Origin of the sequence: Sediminispirochaeta smaragdinae DSM 11293, from assembly GCF_000143985.1 — a bacterium.
Taxonomy (GTDB): Bacteria; Spirochaetota; Spirochaetia; order DSM-16054; family Sediminispirochaetaceae; genus Sediminispirochaeta; species Sediminispirochaeta smaragdinae.
Window position 1 is genome coordinate 2,798,411 of record NC_014364.1, and the last position, 16,529, is coordinate 2,814,939.

14 protein-coding genes are annotated in these 16,529 nt (G+C 50.6%); 7 read left to right on the top strand and 7 right to left on the bottom strand.

From position 1 onward, the window contains the following. Positions 1–99 precede the first annotated feature (99 nt). Positions 100–1,383, top strand: coding sequence for a glucose-1-phosphate adenylyltransferase (locus SPIRS_RS13225; RefSeq protein WP_013255191.1), 1,284 nt, complete (start codon positions 100–102; stop codon positions 1,381–1,383). Here the strand turns inward: SPIRS_RS13225 and SPIRS_RS13230 are convergent. The 5 genes from SPIRS_RS13230 to SPIRS_RS13250 all read right to left on the bottom strand — a co-directional run bounded on the left by SPIRS_RS13230 (position 1,376) and on the right by SPIRS_RS13250 (position 5,601). Then, positions 1,376–1,771, bottom strand: coding sequence for a (deoxy)nucleoside triphosphate pyrophosphohydrolase (locus tag SPIRS_RS13230; protein WP_013255192.1), 396 nt, complete (start codon positions 1,769–1,771; stop codon positions 1,376–1,378). The genes SPIRS_RS13225 and SPIRS_RS13230 overlap by 8 nt on opposite strands. 21 nt (positions 1,772–1,792) lie before the next feature. Further along, a complete protein-coding gene (locus SPIRS_RS13235; protein WP_013255193.1) occupies positions 1,793–2,206 on the bottom strand; it encodes a hypothetical protein in 414 nt (137 codons plus the stop codon). Between the two features lie 85 nt (positions 2,207–2,291). Continuing rightward, positions 2,292–2,834: a hypothetical protein gene (locus SPIRS_RS13240; protein ID WP_013255194.1), complete on the bottom strand. Its 543-nt coding sequence runs from the start codon at positions 2,832–2,834 to the stop codon at positions 2,292–2,294. Continuing rightward, positions 2,831–4,372: a bifunctional ADP-dependent NAD(P)H-hydrate dehydratase/NAD(P)H-hydrate epimerase gene (locus tag SPIRS_RS13245; RefSeq protein WP_013255195.1), complete on the bottom strand. Its 1,542-nt coding sequence runs from the start codon at positions 4,370–4,372 to the stop codon at positions 2,831–2,833. Before SPIRS_RS13245 ends, SPIRS_RS13240 begins: the two co-directional genes overlap by 4 nt. Next, positions 4,372–5,601, bottom strand: coding sequence for an LIC_12708 family protein (locus tag SPIRS_RS13250; RefSeq protein ID WP_148224077.1), 1,230 nt, complete (start codon positions 5,599–5,601; stop codon positions 4,372–4,374). The genes SPIRS_RS13245 and SPIRS_RS13250 overlap by 1 nt, the downstream gene beginning before the upstream one ends. Positions 5,602–5,729: 128 nt before the next feature. Between SPIRS_RS13250 and secA the strand changes: the two genes are divergently transcribed. Beyond that, a complete protein-coding gene (secA, locus tag SPIRS_RS13255) occupies positions 5,730–8,471 on the top strand; it encodes a preprotein translocase subunit SecA (protein WP_013255197.1) in 2,742 nt (913 codons plus the stop codon). A gap of 119 nt (positions 8,472–8,590) precedes the next feature. Here secA and SPIRS_RS13260 read toward each other — a convergent pair whose 3' ends face one another. Continuing rightward, positions 8,591–9,703, bottom strand: a complete 1,113-nt coding sequence (locus SPIRS_RS13260) for a peptidoglycan DD-metalloendopeptidase family protein (protein WP_013255198.1) — start codon at positions 9,701–9,703, stop codon at positions 8,591–8,593. A 70-nt stretch (positions 9,704–9,773) separates the two neighbouring features. On the opposite strand from SPIRS_RS13260, the gene lepB reads away from it, so the two are divergent. The 5 genes from lepB to SPIRS_RS13285 all read left to right on the top strand — a co-directional run bounded on the left by lepB (position 9,774) and on the right by SPIRS_RS13285 (position 15,699). Next, entirely contained in the window at positions 9,774–10,196 is a 423-nt protein-coding gene (gene lepB, locus SPIRS_RS13265) for a signal peptidase I (protein ID WP_013255199.1), read from the top strand. Then, a complete protein-coding gene (locus SPIRS_RS13270; RefSeq protein ID WP_013255200.1) occupies positions 10,189–12,078 on the top strand; it encodes a penicillin-binding protein in 1,890 nt (629 codons plus the stop codon). The genes lepB and SPIRS_RS13270 overlap by 8 nt, the downstream gene beginning before the upstream one ends. Beyond that, on the top strand, positions 12,075–13,892 hold the full coding sequence (locus SPIRS_RS13275; protein WP_245537593.1) for a motility associated factor glycosyltransferase family protein: 1,818 nt from the start codon (positions 12,075–12,077) through the stop codon (positions 13,890–13,892). The genes SPIRS_RS13270 and SPIRS_RS13275 overlap by 4 nt, the downstream gene beginning before the upstream one ends. A 288-nt stretch (positions 13,893–14,180) precedes the next feature. Next, a complete protein-coding gene (locus SPIRS_RS13280; protein WP_013255202.1) occupies positions 14,181–14,789 on the top strand; it encodes a type IV toxin-antitoxin system AbiEi family antitoxin domain-containing protein in 609 nt (202 codons plus the stop codon). An 82-nt stretch (positions 14,790–14,871) separates the two neighbouring features. Beyond that, positions 14,872–15,699, top strand: a complete 828-nt coding sequence (locus tag SPIRS_RS13285; protein WP_049784643.1) for a nucleotidyl transferase AbiEii/AbiGii toxin family protein — start codon at positions 14,872–14,874, stop codon at positions 15,697–15,699. A 303-nt stretch (positions 15,700–16,002) separates the two neighbouring features. Here the strand turns inward: SPIRS_RS13285 and SPIRS_RS13295 are convergent, their stop codons facing one another. Continuing rightward, positions 16,003–16,482 carry a hypothetical protein gene (locus SPIRS_RS13295; protein WP_013255203.1) on the bottom strand — a complete coding sequence of 160 codons (480 nt, stop codon included), beginning with the start codon at positions 16,480–16,482 and terminating at the stop codon, positions 16,003–16,005. Between the last annotated feature and the right edge of the window lie 47 nt (positions 16,483–16,529).

Below are 16,529 nucleotides of genomic sequence, written 5' to 3' on the forward strand. Positions count from 1 at the left end.
CTACCAAGCTTTTCATCTGCTGAAAATCCTTGACCCAGTGATCAAACTGATTTACCCTAGGTAATGTGAACTGTGATTGCTGAAGGGAAGAGGTGCTTTGTGAATAAACCATTGGCTATTGTATTGGGCGGAGGTAAAGGCACCAGGCTTTTTCCTCTTACGAAAGAGCGGGCTAAACCGGCGGTCCCTTTCGGGGGAAAATATCGGCTTGTAGATATACCAATCTCCAACTGTATCAACTCAGGGCTTCGTCAAGTCTACATTCTTACACAGTTTAATACTGCAAGCCTTCACAATCATATCTCAAGCACCTTCATTTTTGATGTCTTTAGTAACGGGTTTGTCGAAATTCTTGCGGCCGAACAGACTTTCGATAATAACAGCTGGTATCAAGGGACGGCGGATGCGGTCAGAAAAAACTTCTATCACTTTCGCGATCAGTCGCCGAGTCATTACATTATCCTTTCAGGGGACCAGCTCTATCGCATGGATCTGGCGGAGATGTTGAATAAGCATATCGAGAGTGGAGCCGAGGTGACCATAGCTGCCACTCCCGTCTCTCGGCAAAACGCCACCGGCCTCGGCATCATCAGTGCAGATAAAAAGGGACGCGCCGTATCCTTTATCGAAAAACCGGACCCGGAAGACGATATCTCACATATGGCCTTTGATCGTTCTCTCCTGCCGGAGAATCAACCGAAAGTGGATCTAAGTAAAGAGTATCTGGCCTCAATGGGTATGTATATTTTCAACGCGAAGACCCTTGAAAAGGTGTTGGATAATAACTACACCGATTTCGGCAAGGAGATTATCCCTATTGCCATTGGTGAGCGATACGTAAACACCTATATCTTTACCGGATTCTGGGAAGACATCGGAACCATCAAAGCCTTTTATGAGACGAATCTCAATCTTGTCTCTCTTACCCCGGCTTTTAATTTTTACGATGAAAAACGACCCATATACACTCATCGTCGGCACCTTGCCGCAACGAAGATGAATTTCTGTACCATCAGTCAATCCCTTGCGGCCGAGGGGAGCATCATCACCAACGCCTCAATTGTCAATTCGGTAATCGGTATCAGAACACTTATTGAGTCGGGAGCCAACCTCGATGGGGTTTACTGCATGGGGGCGAACTTCTACGAAACCTTGGAGCAGAAAAAGGAGAACGAGGAGCAGGGAATCCCCAACATCGGTATAGGTCGAGGAACTATCGTCAGGAAGGCAATCATCGATCTCAACGCACGCATTGGGGATGGATGTAGGCTCGGTATCGACCCTATCGAAAGAAAAGACGGCGACTACGGCTATTACTGGATCGTGGACGGAATCATCGTCATTCCGAAAAACGGTATTGTTCCGGCGGGAACCATTATATAGTAACGGGCTTGTTTCGTAAGAACTCCAAAATCGAACGATCGGAATCTGCCATGGAAAGCCGTATCATTTCATCGAGGGTGAACCAACCGATTTTCTGATGTTCTGCAAGGGTAAAACCATCCCCAAGAATTTTGATATCAAAGGCCTGTAACTCATAATCGGTACCACGATTTGAGAAGGAACCATGAAAAATCATTCGGCCCACCAGAATATGGATCTGAAACTCCTCAAAGAATTCCCGCTTCAGCGCCTCTTCGGGAGGCTCTCCGAAACGGGCCTTTCCACCGGGGAATTCCCAACTTTCACCAATACTTGTCCCGGGCTTACGGAGAGCAAGAAGGTACTTACTTCCCCGCCGTGCAATTCCCGCCGTTGAGATACGTTGCATACCCCTCATACCACCTGTCGGTTAGAGAAACAGCACTGCAGGAAACAAAAAATGAAGCACGGCGATGACCATTGCGGCAACACCGAACACGGACTGGTTGGCGATAAATATCTTTTCGAGATGCTCACGCCCTTCACCGCCGACGTCACTTTTTTGGATATAATAGTCCAAGGCCTGTATAAAACCCAGCAGGAAGAGAGAGAGCGCAGGCAGAAGGTCGCCGACAACCGGTACATCCCCGGAAGTAACGGTAAGCAGCTTAAAGATACCGACAAGCACGGTAAGAATGATCAGGGAAACACGAAGACCGGGCCGATCTTCCAATCCCTTTCGCATCTGTACCAAAATGGGAAATCGCTCTTCAAAATAATCGGCGGCAAGGAGAGCTCCACCGATGAAATTCAGAAGTATTGCAAGGACGTAGAATTGTACCATCACATCACCCCTCTTTGATTGGACATAAAAATCCTGATACAAAACATACAAGAAAGATTGTCGGTCGTCAACAAATTCTCAAATTCTAGGGAAGTCCCAGTTGGAGGAGAAATGTTTCACCTGAGACACTAAGGGTTGCGGTTGCCACTCGCACCTTCTCGGGAGAACTAAGGCGAAGAAAAGCACGTTGGTGTTCGACAGCCCCGACGGTGACGGGAAGAACGGCATCCACTTCCTCCAGGCTTTCCCCTGAATCGGTGGAAAAACGATATGCAAAGGGGATGCCGGGGTGAATCTGCCCCTCCCGCCCCGGGGCCTTCACGAAAAGGTCAAAGTAAATTCCCTCCTCTAACCGCTCCGCGTCGAGGGTAAAGGTATAGCCTTCCCAGCGCCCCCGATCTTTTCTCCCGTACATCGGGTAAAGGGTCAAGGCAATGATTGCAACGATAACAAGGTCGACGAAGAAAATCATTGAACCACGACGAGCAAAGAAACCCCCGCGTTTACGCTTTTTCTTGTAATCATCCGGTCTGGATTTTCCGTAATAGTGTATGGGACGGGCCTCGGGAGAAAGATTCGGATCCTCACTTTCGGGGCCGCCTAGACGAACCTGCCGCCGCTCACTCATTCTGCAGCGCTCCGGTAGCTCTCGATTCCAATAAATTCGATGAGCTGCCCGGCGGTAAAAAAGCCTTTTTTCTCTGCAGCATGCTTTCCCGCTCGCTGATGGAGGGCTACAGCCTCAAGCGCCGCCTCTCGTGCGGCCATTTCACCGCGCATCAACATCGTCCCGCAGATACCGGCAAGAACATCTCCCGATCCTCCGGTTCCAAGAGCCGGGTTGTTACCTTCAACAATCTCATATCCCCCCTCAGGAGAGGCTATGTGGCTGATATGGCTTTTTAGAACAATCACACCGTTACAACGCTCGGCCATTGGGGGCAGCAGCTCCCAAGGACGGGTAAGCAGCATGGAACGAGCCTCTTCGATATCACGGCAGAGGCCGAGAGAAACCGCAAGCCTCGACGCTTCCCCTGGATGCGGGGTCACAATCCAGCGAGTGCTCCCATCTTTGCCGGGAAGTCTCCCACCATTTTTGTTGAGCCACATACCAAGAAGCGTAATGCCGTCGGCATCGATCACGCCGGAAGCGGCATGTTGAACAACGGCGTCAAAGGCAGCAAGACGAGCCTCATTACGCCCCCATCCCGGCCCGATCACAACGGAATCCACCGAAGCAGCAAACTTCGGATCAAGGCGTCGAATCATAATACCGCTCCGATCGGGAGGCGTTCTCGCAAAGATTTCGTCGTCAAGCATCAAGGTGACAAGACCAGCCCCGCTCGAGGCGGCAGACATCGCACAAAGAAAGGGAGCACCATCTGTACAAGGAGCGCCACCGATAACAAGAAGATGACCCCTTCGATTTTTATAGGCCCAAGGAGCCAGCTCTGGTACTTGGACCTCTTCGGGCACAAACCACTCTGCCGCCGCTTCGGCTTCGGCAATAAGGCCAAGAGGAAAGCCAACCGGTACGACGACGATCCGGCCCACGAGTTTCCGCCCTTCAGGGCTGAAAAGCGGAAGCTTCGGTAGCTCCATGGTAAGGGTGATATCGGCACGAACAATTACCGACCCCGCTATGGGAAAGGCATCGTCTCCCAGACCGCTGGGAATATCAACGGCTACCTTTAGGGCTCGGCTTTCGTTGATGCGTCGCACAAGCTCCGCAGCCATCGGACGAAGAGCGCCTTTCAACCCCGTTCCGGCTATACCGTCGAAAATAACATCGGCATCCGAGATTGCGGCCTGCACAGCAAGCTTGTCGCCCTCCATGCACAGCACCTTAAGCCCATAGCCCTCACAAATTTTGGTATGAAGACGAACCGATTCACCATTCTCCGAGGCAAAAAGCACGACCTTCGCCCCGGTAAACCCCTCGCTAAAGGCCGCACGGGCCATAACAAGGGCATCACCGCCGTTGTTGCCCTTCCCCGCCACAAACAATAGCTTGCTCTCTTTATCGATCTTCTCCCGGCAGAGGGTACGAAAGCTCCGCCAGGCGTTCTGCCCAGCATCTTCCATCAAAAGCAAACCGGGAATGGCGCAATCCCCCGAGGCTTGCCGATCTATACAAGACATCACTTTGCCGGTGACAACCTTCATTACTCCTCCTCGGTGATCCGATCGGAACGCCACCATACAATATCGACACCAAACGCTTTGGCCAGCAGTGCCGTTAGAATTCCTTCGGGAGAAAGATAAAAATCACGATAGATGATCTGATCATCTTCGAGGAGTATGGTACTTCTATCAACTACCGAACCATCACGGCCCATAATCATAAGCTCAAAATCATCACCGCTTTCCGGTGCCATAAAGTAGAGATTCCCATTTCGATCCACACCAAGGGCCTCATAAATGGTGACGAAAGAATCGTCTTCAAGAAAGCCCCCTCCCTGCTCGGCAACGCGCTTGGCGGGAAGAACGATCCGAGAATCCCATGATTCCGTCTCGGTATTGAAGATACAGATGGCACTCTGATCAAAGTCGATACCACCTTTATCCCCCTCGCTTCGATAGTAGTCGACCATCACGTAGAGCAAGGGTGCCGTATAATCCGGGAAAACACCTTTTACGGCAGGCTCGGCATACCCCTCTCCATCCGGCATGGGAATTTCCTGAGGGAGAATATCCGATCGGCTCTTCAGAGCGCCGTGATTATCAAAGGAAAAGAGAACCCACCGGTTCGGTCCACGCGAGGCAATCCATATAGTATCATTATCAACGACAAAAATCCTCTCAACATAGGGAAAAGGCGTTCCTCCGACCCCTTCCTGTCCCAGATAATCGAGCACCTCACCATCCTCGGAAAAGCGAAGTACGATCGTATTGAGACTACTCGCCAGCTCCTCATCGTAGGATATCTGATACTCCTGGGCCCGCTCCTCAACCAAAAGGAGCCCTGAACCGGTAACCGCGATCTCTCCGACATCAGTGAAGGGGTATTGGTAGGCCTTTCGGCTGGAGACCATATCTGATCCGCTGTCGGTGTCGAGGAGAATGGGTCCGGGATTACTTTCGGCCGAGTAAAACAGGGAGAGGATATCCCCATAGCCGTTGAACTCCATCACCTTTTTCGAATTACCATTGCCGATATAGAAGAGACCATTGCGCATTACGATCCTGGTTTTCTCCGTGTAAGGAACCCCATAGTGTTCCACAAGATCAAGGTCATCCTCCATCTTTCCGATCTTTAAAGAAAAGAGCGTTTCCCGCTTCAGGGTCTTTCCATCACCTGCTTTGCAGGAACTAAACAGCATGGGAAACAGTACCAAACAACAAAACAGACACGCCGCAGTGCATCGGTAATATGGGAATCTATATGCTTTCATCTCGGCCAATAGTAGCCCCTGCTTATGGCTCTGTCAATGAATCATAAAAGCTGACAACAACGCCTCTTTTTAGTATAGTAGATAGATGAATAGATAATGAGTCGTATCTTCCAAAGGAGTTAGCAATAATGCTGGAAAAAGCAATAACAACCCTGTTTGGGTCCAAATACGAAAGAGACCTTAAGGAGCTACTTCCCCTGCTCCATAAGATCAACGAGTTCGAATCGACTACCGCCGCCATGCCGGCCGAGGCGTTTCCTGCAAAGACACAAGAGTTTCGCAACCGTTATCAAGAGGGTGAAAGTCTCGATGCCATGCTGCCGGAGGCCTTTGCCATGGTTCGTGAGGCGGCTCGGAGAACCCTCGGTGAACGTCATTACGATGTGCAGCTTTTGGGAGGCATTGTTCTGCATCAGGGAAAAATCATGGAGATGAAAACCGGTGAAGGAAAGACCCTCTCCAGCGTCACAGCCGCCTACCTCAATGCCATCCCCGGCGAAGGGGTCCATGTCGTAACGGTCAATGATTACCTTGCCGAGCGTGACGCTCAGTGGATGAAACCGGTCTACTCCTTTCTGGGAGTCACCGTAGGTTCGATTCTTAGCGACATGGATAACGAGGCACGAAAAGAGTCCTACAACTGCGACATTACCTACGGAACCAACAACGAATTCGGTTTCGACTACCTCAGAGACAACATGCGCTGGAGCATGGAGGGGCGTGTTCAGCGGAGTCATCACTACTGCATCATCGACGAGATCGATTCCATCCTGATCGACGAGGCGCGAACCCCGTTGATTATTTCCGGTCAGGCGGAAGACGATACGAAGAAATTCCGAGAGGTCAACCGGCTGATTCCCATGCTTACCGAGTGTGCCAAGGACCCGGAAACCGGTACCTATCCCGAAGAAAACCCGGTTGGTGATTATCAACTTGATGAAAAATCGAAAAAGGTAACCTTTACCGATGAAGGAATGAACCATATAGAAGAGCTGCTCCTGAAAAACGGCATCATATCCGATTCCCTTTTCATCGATGACAACTTCGAGTATATCCACTATTTCACCCAGGCGGTTAAGGCCCATAAACTTTTCCATATCGATGTTGATTACGTTGTAAAAGAGAAGCAGGTACAGATCGTCGACGAGTTCACCGGACGTATTCTCCATGGTCGACGTTACTCCGACGGCCTCCACCAGGCTATTGAAGCTAAAGAGGGAATCCAGGTTGCAAAACGGAACAAGACCCTGGCGACCATCACCTTTCAGAACTTCTTCCGTATGTACGACAAGATCAGCGGCATGACCGGAACCGCAGACACGGAGGCCCGGGAGTTTGCAAAAATCTACAACCTTGAGGTAGTGGTTATTCCCACAAACCGCCCCCTTGCCAGGATCGATGAGAACGACGTTATCTTTCTCAACGAAAAGTTTAAATACCAGGCAATATGTGACGAGATCGCTCAGTTGCAGAAAAAGGGACAACCGGTACTGGTTGGAACGGTTTCCATCGAGAAATCGGAACTCTTGAGCACTATGCTTACCGCAAAAGGGGTGAGACATGAGGTCCTCAACGCAAAAAACCATGCCCGAGAGGCCCTTATCATTGCCGAGGCTGGTGCAAAAGGAGCCGTAACCATTGCAACCAACATGGCCGGTCGAGGTACCGACATCAAGCTTGGAGGCAATCCCGAGTTCCGCGCCAGGGCAAAGGCGGGAACCGAGGCAAGCGAAGAAGAGTTCGCATCGACCTATAAAAAAGAATATGCAAAGTGGAAAGAAAACTACGAAGAGGTAAAGAGCCTCGGAGGTCTCTATATCCTCGGCACGGAAAGACATGAATCCCGGCGAATCGACAACCAGCTCCGTGGTCGATCAGGACGGCAGGGAGACCCGGGTACCAGCCGCTTTTTCCTTTCCCTCGACGATAACCTGATGCGCCTTTTTGCCCGGGACAATATGCGTAACCTCATGGCAAAGGCGGGTATGGACGGTGGGGATCCCCTCTACCATCCATGGATAAACAAGGCGATCGAGCGGGCACAGAGCCGCGTCGAAGAGCGTAACTTTGAGATCAGAAAACACCTCCTGGAATATGACGATGTGCTCAACGAGCAGAGGAAATTCATCTACGACCAACGGGATGAAATTCTCTCCGATACGGACCTAAAGCAGCGTGTTTTTTCGGCGGTCTCAGAAATGGTCGACGAGGCGGTTGACCAGGCCTTCAAGACAGGGGATAGACAGGAAACCATTGCCGCCAAGCTTGAAGAGAAGTTGAAGGAGTTTTTGCTCTTTATCCCCTCTCTTGATAGTGACGGTGAGGCGCCCCTGGACTGGAAAAATCAGGAAAATTTTTCCCGCCAAATCTTTGATCGCTACCGAAAGGATATGGAACAAAAGATTGAGGCCGCAGGGGAGCGGCCCTTCAACGACTTTATCAAGTATCAGTATCTCAGACAGATCGATATCAAATGGCAGGAGCACCTTGACCAACTTGAAGAGCTGCGTGAGGCGGTATATCTTCGAGCATACGGACAAAAGAATCCGCTTCTGGAATACAAGCTTGAGGGCTTCGATATCTTCGATAAACTAATCTACGATATCAGAACAAACATTGCCAAGATGGTAATAAATGTTCAAATTCAGGAACCCGAGGCGGCAAAAAGAAGAAGGATGCCCGTGGGTGCTGGTACCGCAAGCCATAAAGCCATGGGACAGTTTGGAGGTGCCGAGGTCCAGGGCGGCGGGGAGCGCAAGGAATCATCGCCCCAGGGGGCACAGGTCAAACGCAGCACTCCCAAGGTTGGGAGGAACGATCCCTGCCCCTGCGGTAGCGGGAAAAAGTACAAACACTGTTGCGGAAGATAACAAGCGGCATTATACGCCAACTGTAAAGCAACGTAACAACGTACAGCAAAAAGTAAGGCCGCCCTTTCACGGGCGGCCTTTTTCACGGAAGGTACGATCGATTATGCATCGATTATTTATCATTTATAGAGGTAGCCCCCCAGGGGATTGACCGGTACATTATTTCGATAGAGGGCAAAATGAAGATGAGGGCCGGTGGAACGGCCGGTGCTTCCCATCTCCCCTATCTGCTGTCCCTGACTGATGTGCTGTCCCTTGCGAACCAGAATCCGGCTAAGGTGTCCGTAGAGACTCTGAAAGCCGTGGCTGTGGCGTATCACCACATACTTGCCAAAGCCTCTGGGCCTGTCGCCAACAAGAACTACCGTCCCCTCCATGGTAGCGGAGACGGGCGTTCCCACAGGACCGGCAAGGTCTATGCCATAGTGCATGCTTCGAACGCCGGTAAAGGGATCGCTTCGATAGCCGAAGGGAGAGGTGAGACGCCCCCTCGTCGGATAGATAAAAAGGGTTCCCATCGCCTTTTTATAGTCATATTCACTGATCTGTCCCCCCGGAACGAAAAGAATCTGTCCTGCCGTTATCACCTCAGACTGAAGATCGTTGGCATCCAGGATATAGTTCACGGGAACCGAAAATTTTTCGGCAATGGAAGCAACACTATCGCCGGAACGAACAGTATAGGGAATACCATCCACATTAGGAATTTTGAGTTCCGATCCCGCATAGATTTTTCTGACATCGGTGATGTTATTAAATGCAATCAAGGTACCGACGTCCAAACCATTCTCATGGGCAATCTCCGAAAGAGTATCGCCCCGTTCCAGGGTATACGCTCTGCTGCTAACCGAGGTAAAGAGAACACCGTCGGGGAGGATAGGACTCCCTGAACCCTGGTTTGCCGTATCGCTATTAACATATGAAAAGAGGCTTTTGTGAACCGTCGAGGCCCCCGGAGTAAGCCCCAAGTCGGGTAAAGCACGTGGCCCGGAACCGACGAAAAAGGCCAAACCGACACAGCCACCTGCCAGGATGATACTGCCCAGGGACAGGATGACGATTTTCTCCCGCTTCGAAGGAGCAGAATGCCGCCGCGGCTGTTGTTTCATCTCGGGAAAAAGGACGGGATCATCCTCCCTTTCATGTCCTAAGGCCCACGAAGTCCTCAACCGAGAAAAAAACGAACGTCTTTTCCTGACCTGTTGTTTTTGATGCAACACTTCCATATCCATACGCTTACCATATCGACAATTTTTCCCTCACATATTACTATAACACGCATAAAGCTTTGATAAGGATACGATGATTGATTCTGCTTCTCCGTTCATATTGCTAATCTTCGCTACACTTATCGTCTTGACGGTCGTCGGATCACTCTTCGGCATCTACACCGTCGAAGGCCATTCCATGGAACCGTATCTATCTCCCGGAAGAAATGTTATTATTTTCAAGCGGATTCCTTTCGGCAGTATAAAACGTGGTGATATACTTGTCTACAAGAGTCCCTTCGACGGTAAAACTGTGATCAAGCGTTGTACGGGGCTTCCCGGCGACACAATGACCGGGGAGAACGGAGAAGTGATAGTGCCCGAAGAAGCTTTCTTTGCCCTTGGGGACAATCTACCGCTTTCGGATGATTCACGCCACTACGGGGTGGTATCAAGGAAGGCCATAAAGGGAAAGGTTGTCTTTCCCCGCATCGGAGGCAGTTTGCACAGTGAGTGAATCCAGTCCGGATCTTCGAAATAAACGATTTGCGTTTTTCATCCTCGTTACCGCGGTCTTTATTCTCCTCCTCATTTGGAAATTCTTCGATGTGATGATTATCCATCCGGTAAAGGGGAATCCGGGAATCGTCCGTCCGCCACGGGTGGAACGAGGCCCGATTCTCGACCGAAACGGTAAGATACTTGCGGTACAGACCCGACTTTATACGGTAACAGCCTGGATGCCCAACGTCAAGAACCCCGAGAAGAGTGCGGCTCTCCTTGGTGATCTCCTCGGCCTTGAAACCGAGGATCTCCTTGCCCGAATGAAATCAAGAAGCGGATTTCTCTATGTAAAGCGCAAGGTTTCTCCTTCGGAAAGCGAGGCGGTCAGGCAGCTCATTGAGGAAGGAGAACTACCGGGAATCGGATTGGAACCCGAATATGGGCGAAATTATCCGGAACGAAGCCTTGCAAGCCATGTCATCGGCTTTGTCGGGACCGATAATGTGGGCCTAGACGGTATCGAACTTACCTATGATAATGTACTATCCCCCCCCGAAGATAAGAAAAAACAGGAGGAAACGATCTACGGAAACCAACTCTTCCTTACCCTTGATGCCAATGTACAATACTTTGCCGAATCCTTGGCAAAGAAGGCATGGGAAGAGCACAATCCCGATGCCGTGATGATTATGGTCATGGACGCGAAAAGCGGCGATTTTCTCGGCTGGGCCTCCTATCCCACCTTCGATCCCAACAGTTTTACCTCGGCAAGCAACAGAGAAAAGCAGAATAGACCCGTGGTGGCGGCCTATGAACCGGGATCGGTCTTCAAGATCTTTTCCATCGCCTCGTTTCTTGACCTCGGAGGTATCGATACTTCAAGTACCTTTTTCTGCGACGGGGCCTATGAAAAAGAGTTCCCCGCCTCGGGAGAAAGAATCGTCATCAACTGTCTCGGCCACCACGGAAGGGTTCGTCCCCAGGAAATCATAAAGTATTCCTGCAACGCGGGAGCCGCCTATGCAAGCGAAACCGTAAGCAAGCAGGATTTTTACGACAAACTTACCGAATTTGGTTTTGGAACGGCCACCCACCTCCCCTTTCCCGGAGAGAGTGCCGGTATTCTTCGGAAACCGGAACAGTGGTCAGGCAGGACAAAACCGACCATTGCCATCGGGCAAGAGCTCTCCGTGTCTGCCGTACAGATCGTCACGGCGGCTACGGCTTTTAGCAACAACGGCATGGTCCTTGAACCTCATATCGTCAAAAAGATCGTCTCCCCGGAGGGTAAGACCCTCGAGCGCTTCGACCGCAGGCCGGTAAAGCAGGTCATAGATCCCACAGTTGCGAATTCCGTCCTGCAAATGATGGAGACAGGCAGCGAACGGGGCGGCACCGGCTGGCGTGGTGCCATAGAAGGGACACAAATATCGATAAAAACCGGCACAGGGGAGATGATCGATCCCAAGACCGGGACCTACTCCCCCGCTGCGGTTCTGGCCTCCTCCCTGGCCATATTTCCCAGCGATGATCCCCGCTTCATTCTCTACGTGGTCATCGATCATCCCAGGGGCAGGCAGTACTACGGTGGAAGAATTGCGGCGCCCATCATCAAGGAGCTGGGAGAAGAGCTGATTCGCTATTACGGTATCCCCGTCACCGGAGATACCGTTGTCAGTCATGAGGGGAGCATCCGGGTTCGTATCCCGCCGGAAGCAAGCCTGACAGATGTCATGCCCGATCTCGACGGTTTCTCCAAAAAGCAGTTGATGCCGCTTCTCGATCAGGAGAACATCCCCGTAACCATTACAGGGGACGGCTGGGTCATTCACCAGAGCCCGGCCCCCGGGACCCCGATAACCAGCGATACAAAAATCATCCTGGAACTTGAGTGAAATCGAAAGCAATCATGAGGAACGAGAACCTGAAGAGCAACTTGCACACCCTGGAGCTCCGCTTTCCCGGGATAGGAGAGCAGCTCACTGCGTCTGAGGATGAACAGGAGTCGAAGCAGGCGCTTGCTATCAGCATTGAGGCGGCAAGGAACGGAGCGGTTACCGCAAAGGCCGGAGGAAAGTATCTCCACTCCCGCTTCGATCCTGCCAGAGAGGCCCGCAGACTCATCGAAAAGGAGCTTCCCGCCGATTGCCGACTCACGATTTTCGAGGGGTTCGGCCTCGGATACCAGGTGGAGGCCCTTCTGGAAAGTCGGAACGATGCCCTCGCCATCGTGCTCGAACCATCGACGCATCGCTTTCTTACGGCCCTCAGCGCCCGTCCCATGGAAGAACTCCTTTCCAACGAAAACCTTAGCCTCGTGGTCGGGGCCCAGGCCGATGCAATTCCCGCCCTCCTCTCTCGTTTTCCCGAAACGACGCCTCAGACATTCCGGCTCAGACCTCTCTACGACGCCGATCCTGAAAGCTTCGTCGATTACGACAATGCCTTGCGCCATTTTTTAGGCAGAAAGCAGGTCAATAACGCTACCCTCGACCGCTTCGCCGGAACGTGGACCCGCAACCTTTTGCGCAATGTCGGGCCTCTGGCCGAAGCGGGAGATCTTGCCCTACTTCGGGGCAAATTTTCACACCTCCCCGCCCTTCTTCTGGCGGCAGGTCCTAGCCTGGACGAGCTCCTTGATCGATTTGAGGAGATCAAAGAGAAGGTACTTGTCATTGCCGTAGATACCGCCTGCAGGGCCCTGACTCTCAGAGATATCCGTCCCGATATCCTCGTCGTGGTGGATCCACAATACTGGAACACCAGACATCTCGACCATGCGAAGCTTGATGAAACGGTCATGGTCTCCGAATCCTCAACCCATCCGAGAATCTTTCGACTCCGGCCCAGGAGGCTCTTCTTTTGCGGTTCCATGTTTCCCCTGGGCATCCGTCTTGAATCCGCAGTCGGAAGGAATGCCCACATAACCGCGGGAGGATCGGTATCGACCACCGCCTTTTCCCTCGCCAGGTTTATGGGGGTCGAGGAGCTCTACATCTCGGGACTCGACCTCGGGTATCCGGGAGGAAGCACCCATTTTCGGGGGAGCTTTTTCGAACAGCGGGGGCACTCCTTCAGCGGACGCTTCTCGCCCTTTGAGCATTTTACCCACCGCATCATCCATGAGGCGGGACGTGAGGAAATTCCGACCTACAACGGAACGAAGATCGCATCGGATAGCAGGCTTTCGGTCTACCGAAGCTGGTTTGCCGAACAGGTGGCCGCCGAAACGCTGCCCAGGGTATACGCCCTAAGCGGAAACTCCGCCGCCATCAAAGGAATCGAAGCCGCAGATATCGACTCGCTGCTCCGCCTCCCCAACATAGGAGAAGAGAAGCGCAGGCTGCTTGCGCTCCTCCCCCAAAGAACGGAGGCCGAAATCGCCGAAAGGCGACGCGCTTTGGAAGATGCGACCAATGAACTGGCTGCAGAGCTCCGACATCTTGCAGGCATTTCGGCAAAGGCAGCGCTCCTTTCCCGCTCCATCGAAAAGGCCGCCGGCCAGGAAAAAACGGTAAGCTATACCGTCGAGCTCCTAAACGAGTTGGACAGGCAGATCCTATCGACCACCTCAAAGGATATCGCTGCCTTTCTCATCCAGCCCTTTTTGAGAGACTTCTCGCTTCACGACTCCTCAGATAGAGGGTCGAGCCTTTATCAGGCAATCAGCGAAGCGGCGGAAGGTTATCTCGCATTTTTTCATAGCTAAAACTCAAGTTTCCGGGTCCATCGCCGACAATAAAAAAGGGTGGGAGAGAACCCCGCCTCATGCATGTAATGTGTGCATTAAACGGTATGCTGTTAAACGTCCAGGCATACCGTTTTTTTATGTCTAAATCCTTATCCTGTAATGATTTTTTTCTTGTGTAGCCAGTTTTGTAGCCGATTCAATTACCCTATATCGTTTCCAATGCCATGAACGTGCTGGCTGCGGTTACCGGAATACGGCGCGGAGAATTACTCAGTCTACTTAACGGTAATAATGATATGAAGTGCTATGCCCAAGTTCGTCACACAGCGGAATATTGCAAAACAACTTCTATCCAATAACTCAATAGTAAGTTCCAGGGAACTTGCAGATTCCGGTGTGCACAGAGAGACCATTCGCAGGCTGATAGAATCCGGCGAAATGATAAGAATTGCCCGTGGACTATATTCTTCTCCTCAGTTTATCCCTGATGAAAAATATTCGCTTATTGTAGCTCAGAAAACCGTAAAGAGAGGAGTCGTATGTCTGATGAGTGCACTAAGCTTTCATGAAATTGGTACTCAGAATCCTTCTGAAGTATGGATGGCAATTTCTCGGCCTGGTCGCATTCCGACTGTTGATAATATCCCAATGAAAGTAATAACCTTCTCCGGGGCTTCATTTACTGAAGGTATTGAAACGCATCAGATAGATGATGATGAAATAAAAGTATATTGCATATCCAAGACAGTTGCCGATTGCTTCAAGTACAGGAACAAGATCGGGCTTGATGTGGCAATTGAAGCGCTGAAAGATGTAATACAAAACAAGCGTACCTCCATAGAGGAGATTATTCATTATGCGGAAGTATGCAGGGTAAGAAAGATTATGCGGCCATATATGGAAAGTATAGTATGAGTGAATCACGAAAGGATTATTCGGCGTCGATACTCGCAAGATTATTGAATCACAGTCGTGAACATAAGAAGATTATCAGTCGTTGCTTATCAGGTATGTTGCCGAGAGGTTCCTGTATAGATTGGGACAATCGGATTATCGGAAAAGCTACGTCCTCAAGGGAGCATATCTGCTCACTATCACGCTTGAAGATCAGATATACCGGACAACAAAGGATATTGACTTTCTGAAAACCGGTAATACTGATCGAGAATTCATCCTTGAATCTATCAAGAGCATTTGTGATATCCAATACCCTGAAGATGCAGTCAGGTTCGATACTGAGACGATCATCATTCAGGATATCCGAGAGCAAAATAAATACCATGGACAGAGAGCGAAAATTAAGGCTTATATCGGAAAGGCCAGAGTACCCCTGCAAATTGACATCGGTATTGGCGATTCAGTACATCCCGGACCTGTTACCAAGTCGATACCGTCTCTCTTGGAGATAGAGACTGCGAGTGTTGAATCCTATCCTATTGAAACAATTATTGCCGAGAAACTGGAAGCGGCGGTTGCTCTGAGTCTGCTTACCAGCCGTATGAAAGGCTTCTATGATGTATACATTATAATCCGGACATTCGAGTTAAACTTCGTCGAGGTGGCTACTGCAATTCAGCAGACTTTTGAGCGTCGCAAGACTGATATACCGATTGAAATGCCGGTTGTCTTCACGGAGAAAGTATATCAGGATTCTACAAAACAAAAGCAATGGAAGGCCTTTGTCGGGAAACTCCGTACTGAAAACTCAGCTCTCGAACTATCTGAAGTTATTGAAGTTATATCGCAGTTCAGTAGTGTCTTCTGGCATAACAGCAGAGAGAAGCCGATTCTCTGGATACCGGCTGAAGGTTGGAGATACAAATAATTACTTAGTGTTTGGAATCCTGGTGATGCACATGCCCTTTAGCAGGTAGATACCTTTCTTTTCTGCCGGTGCATACTTTTTTCCATGGCTTGGCTTTCAATTGACGGAGAGAAAAGGAATTGTCTCTTTTTAACCACCAGGATTCCGAACACTATAAAATACGTAAACTATCGACGGAGACTCAGAGAAACGTCGAAATCATTAACGGCTCGACAAAAACCATTGTCGATGCCGTTAACAACATCAAAACAAAAACAGAAGGGGCGAGAGCGAATCTCGAAAGTATGGTTTATGCCAACAAGTCTATTGAATGGCGAAGCTAAGTCCCACCCAAAACTGAACGGGGTCATCGGAGAAAGCAGGTTTGGGATAAAGATCAAAGCCCGGCGCTACCTCTACGAAGAGTTCCGCGATGTTATCGAGAAAAAGAAGGCTTAGCCCCACAGGCAGCCGTGTTCCCCATTCAAACACATCATCCGCCGATGCCTCGGGATAAAATTTCGCATAGGCACCAAGTCCGAAGTAGCAGTAAAGCGGTCCGGTTAGGGGAATATACCCTGCAGGGCGCCAATCGCCACTGATAAAGAGGAACTGATCCCCCTCCGTAAAATCATAGCCCAGACGCAGATCAAAGGGGGTCGGACGATAGATGAGCACGGCGTTTGGTGTCCCAAGTCCCAGACCGATCCGCGAAGAACCAAGCCCCGCAGCTGCCAAATTTTGGGTTGAAACGCACACCAACACAAGAAGTACAAAAAGCGTCAAAACGCCTGATTTTCGCATATATTCCTCCTCATATGGGTATTACTGTACCCCTTTTTCACAAAAAA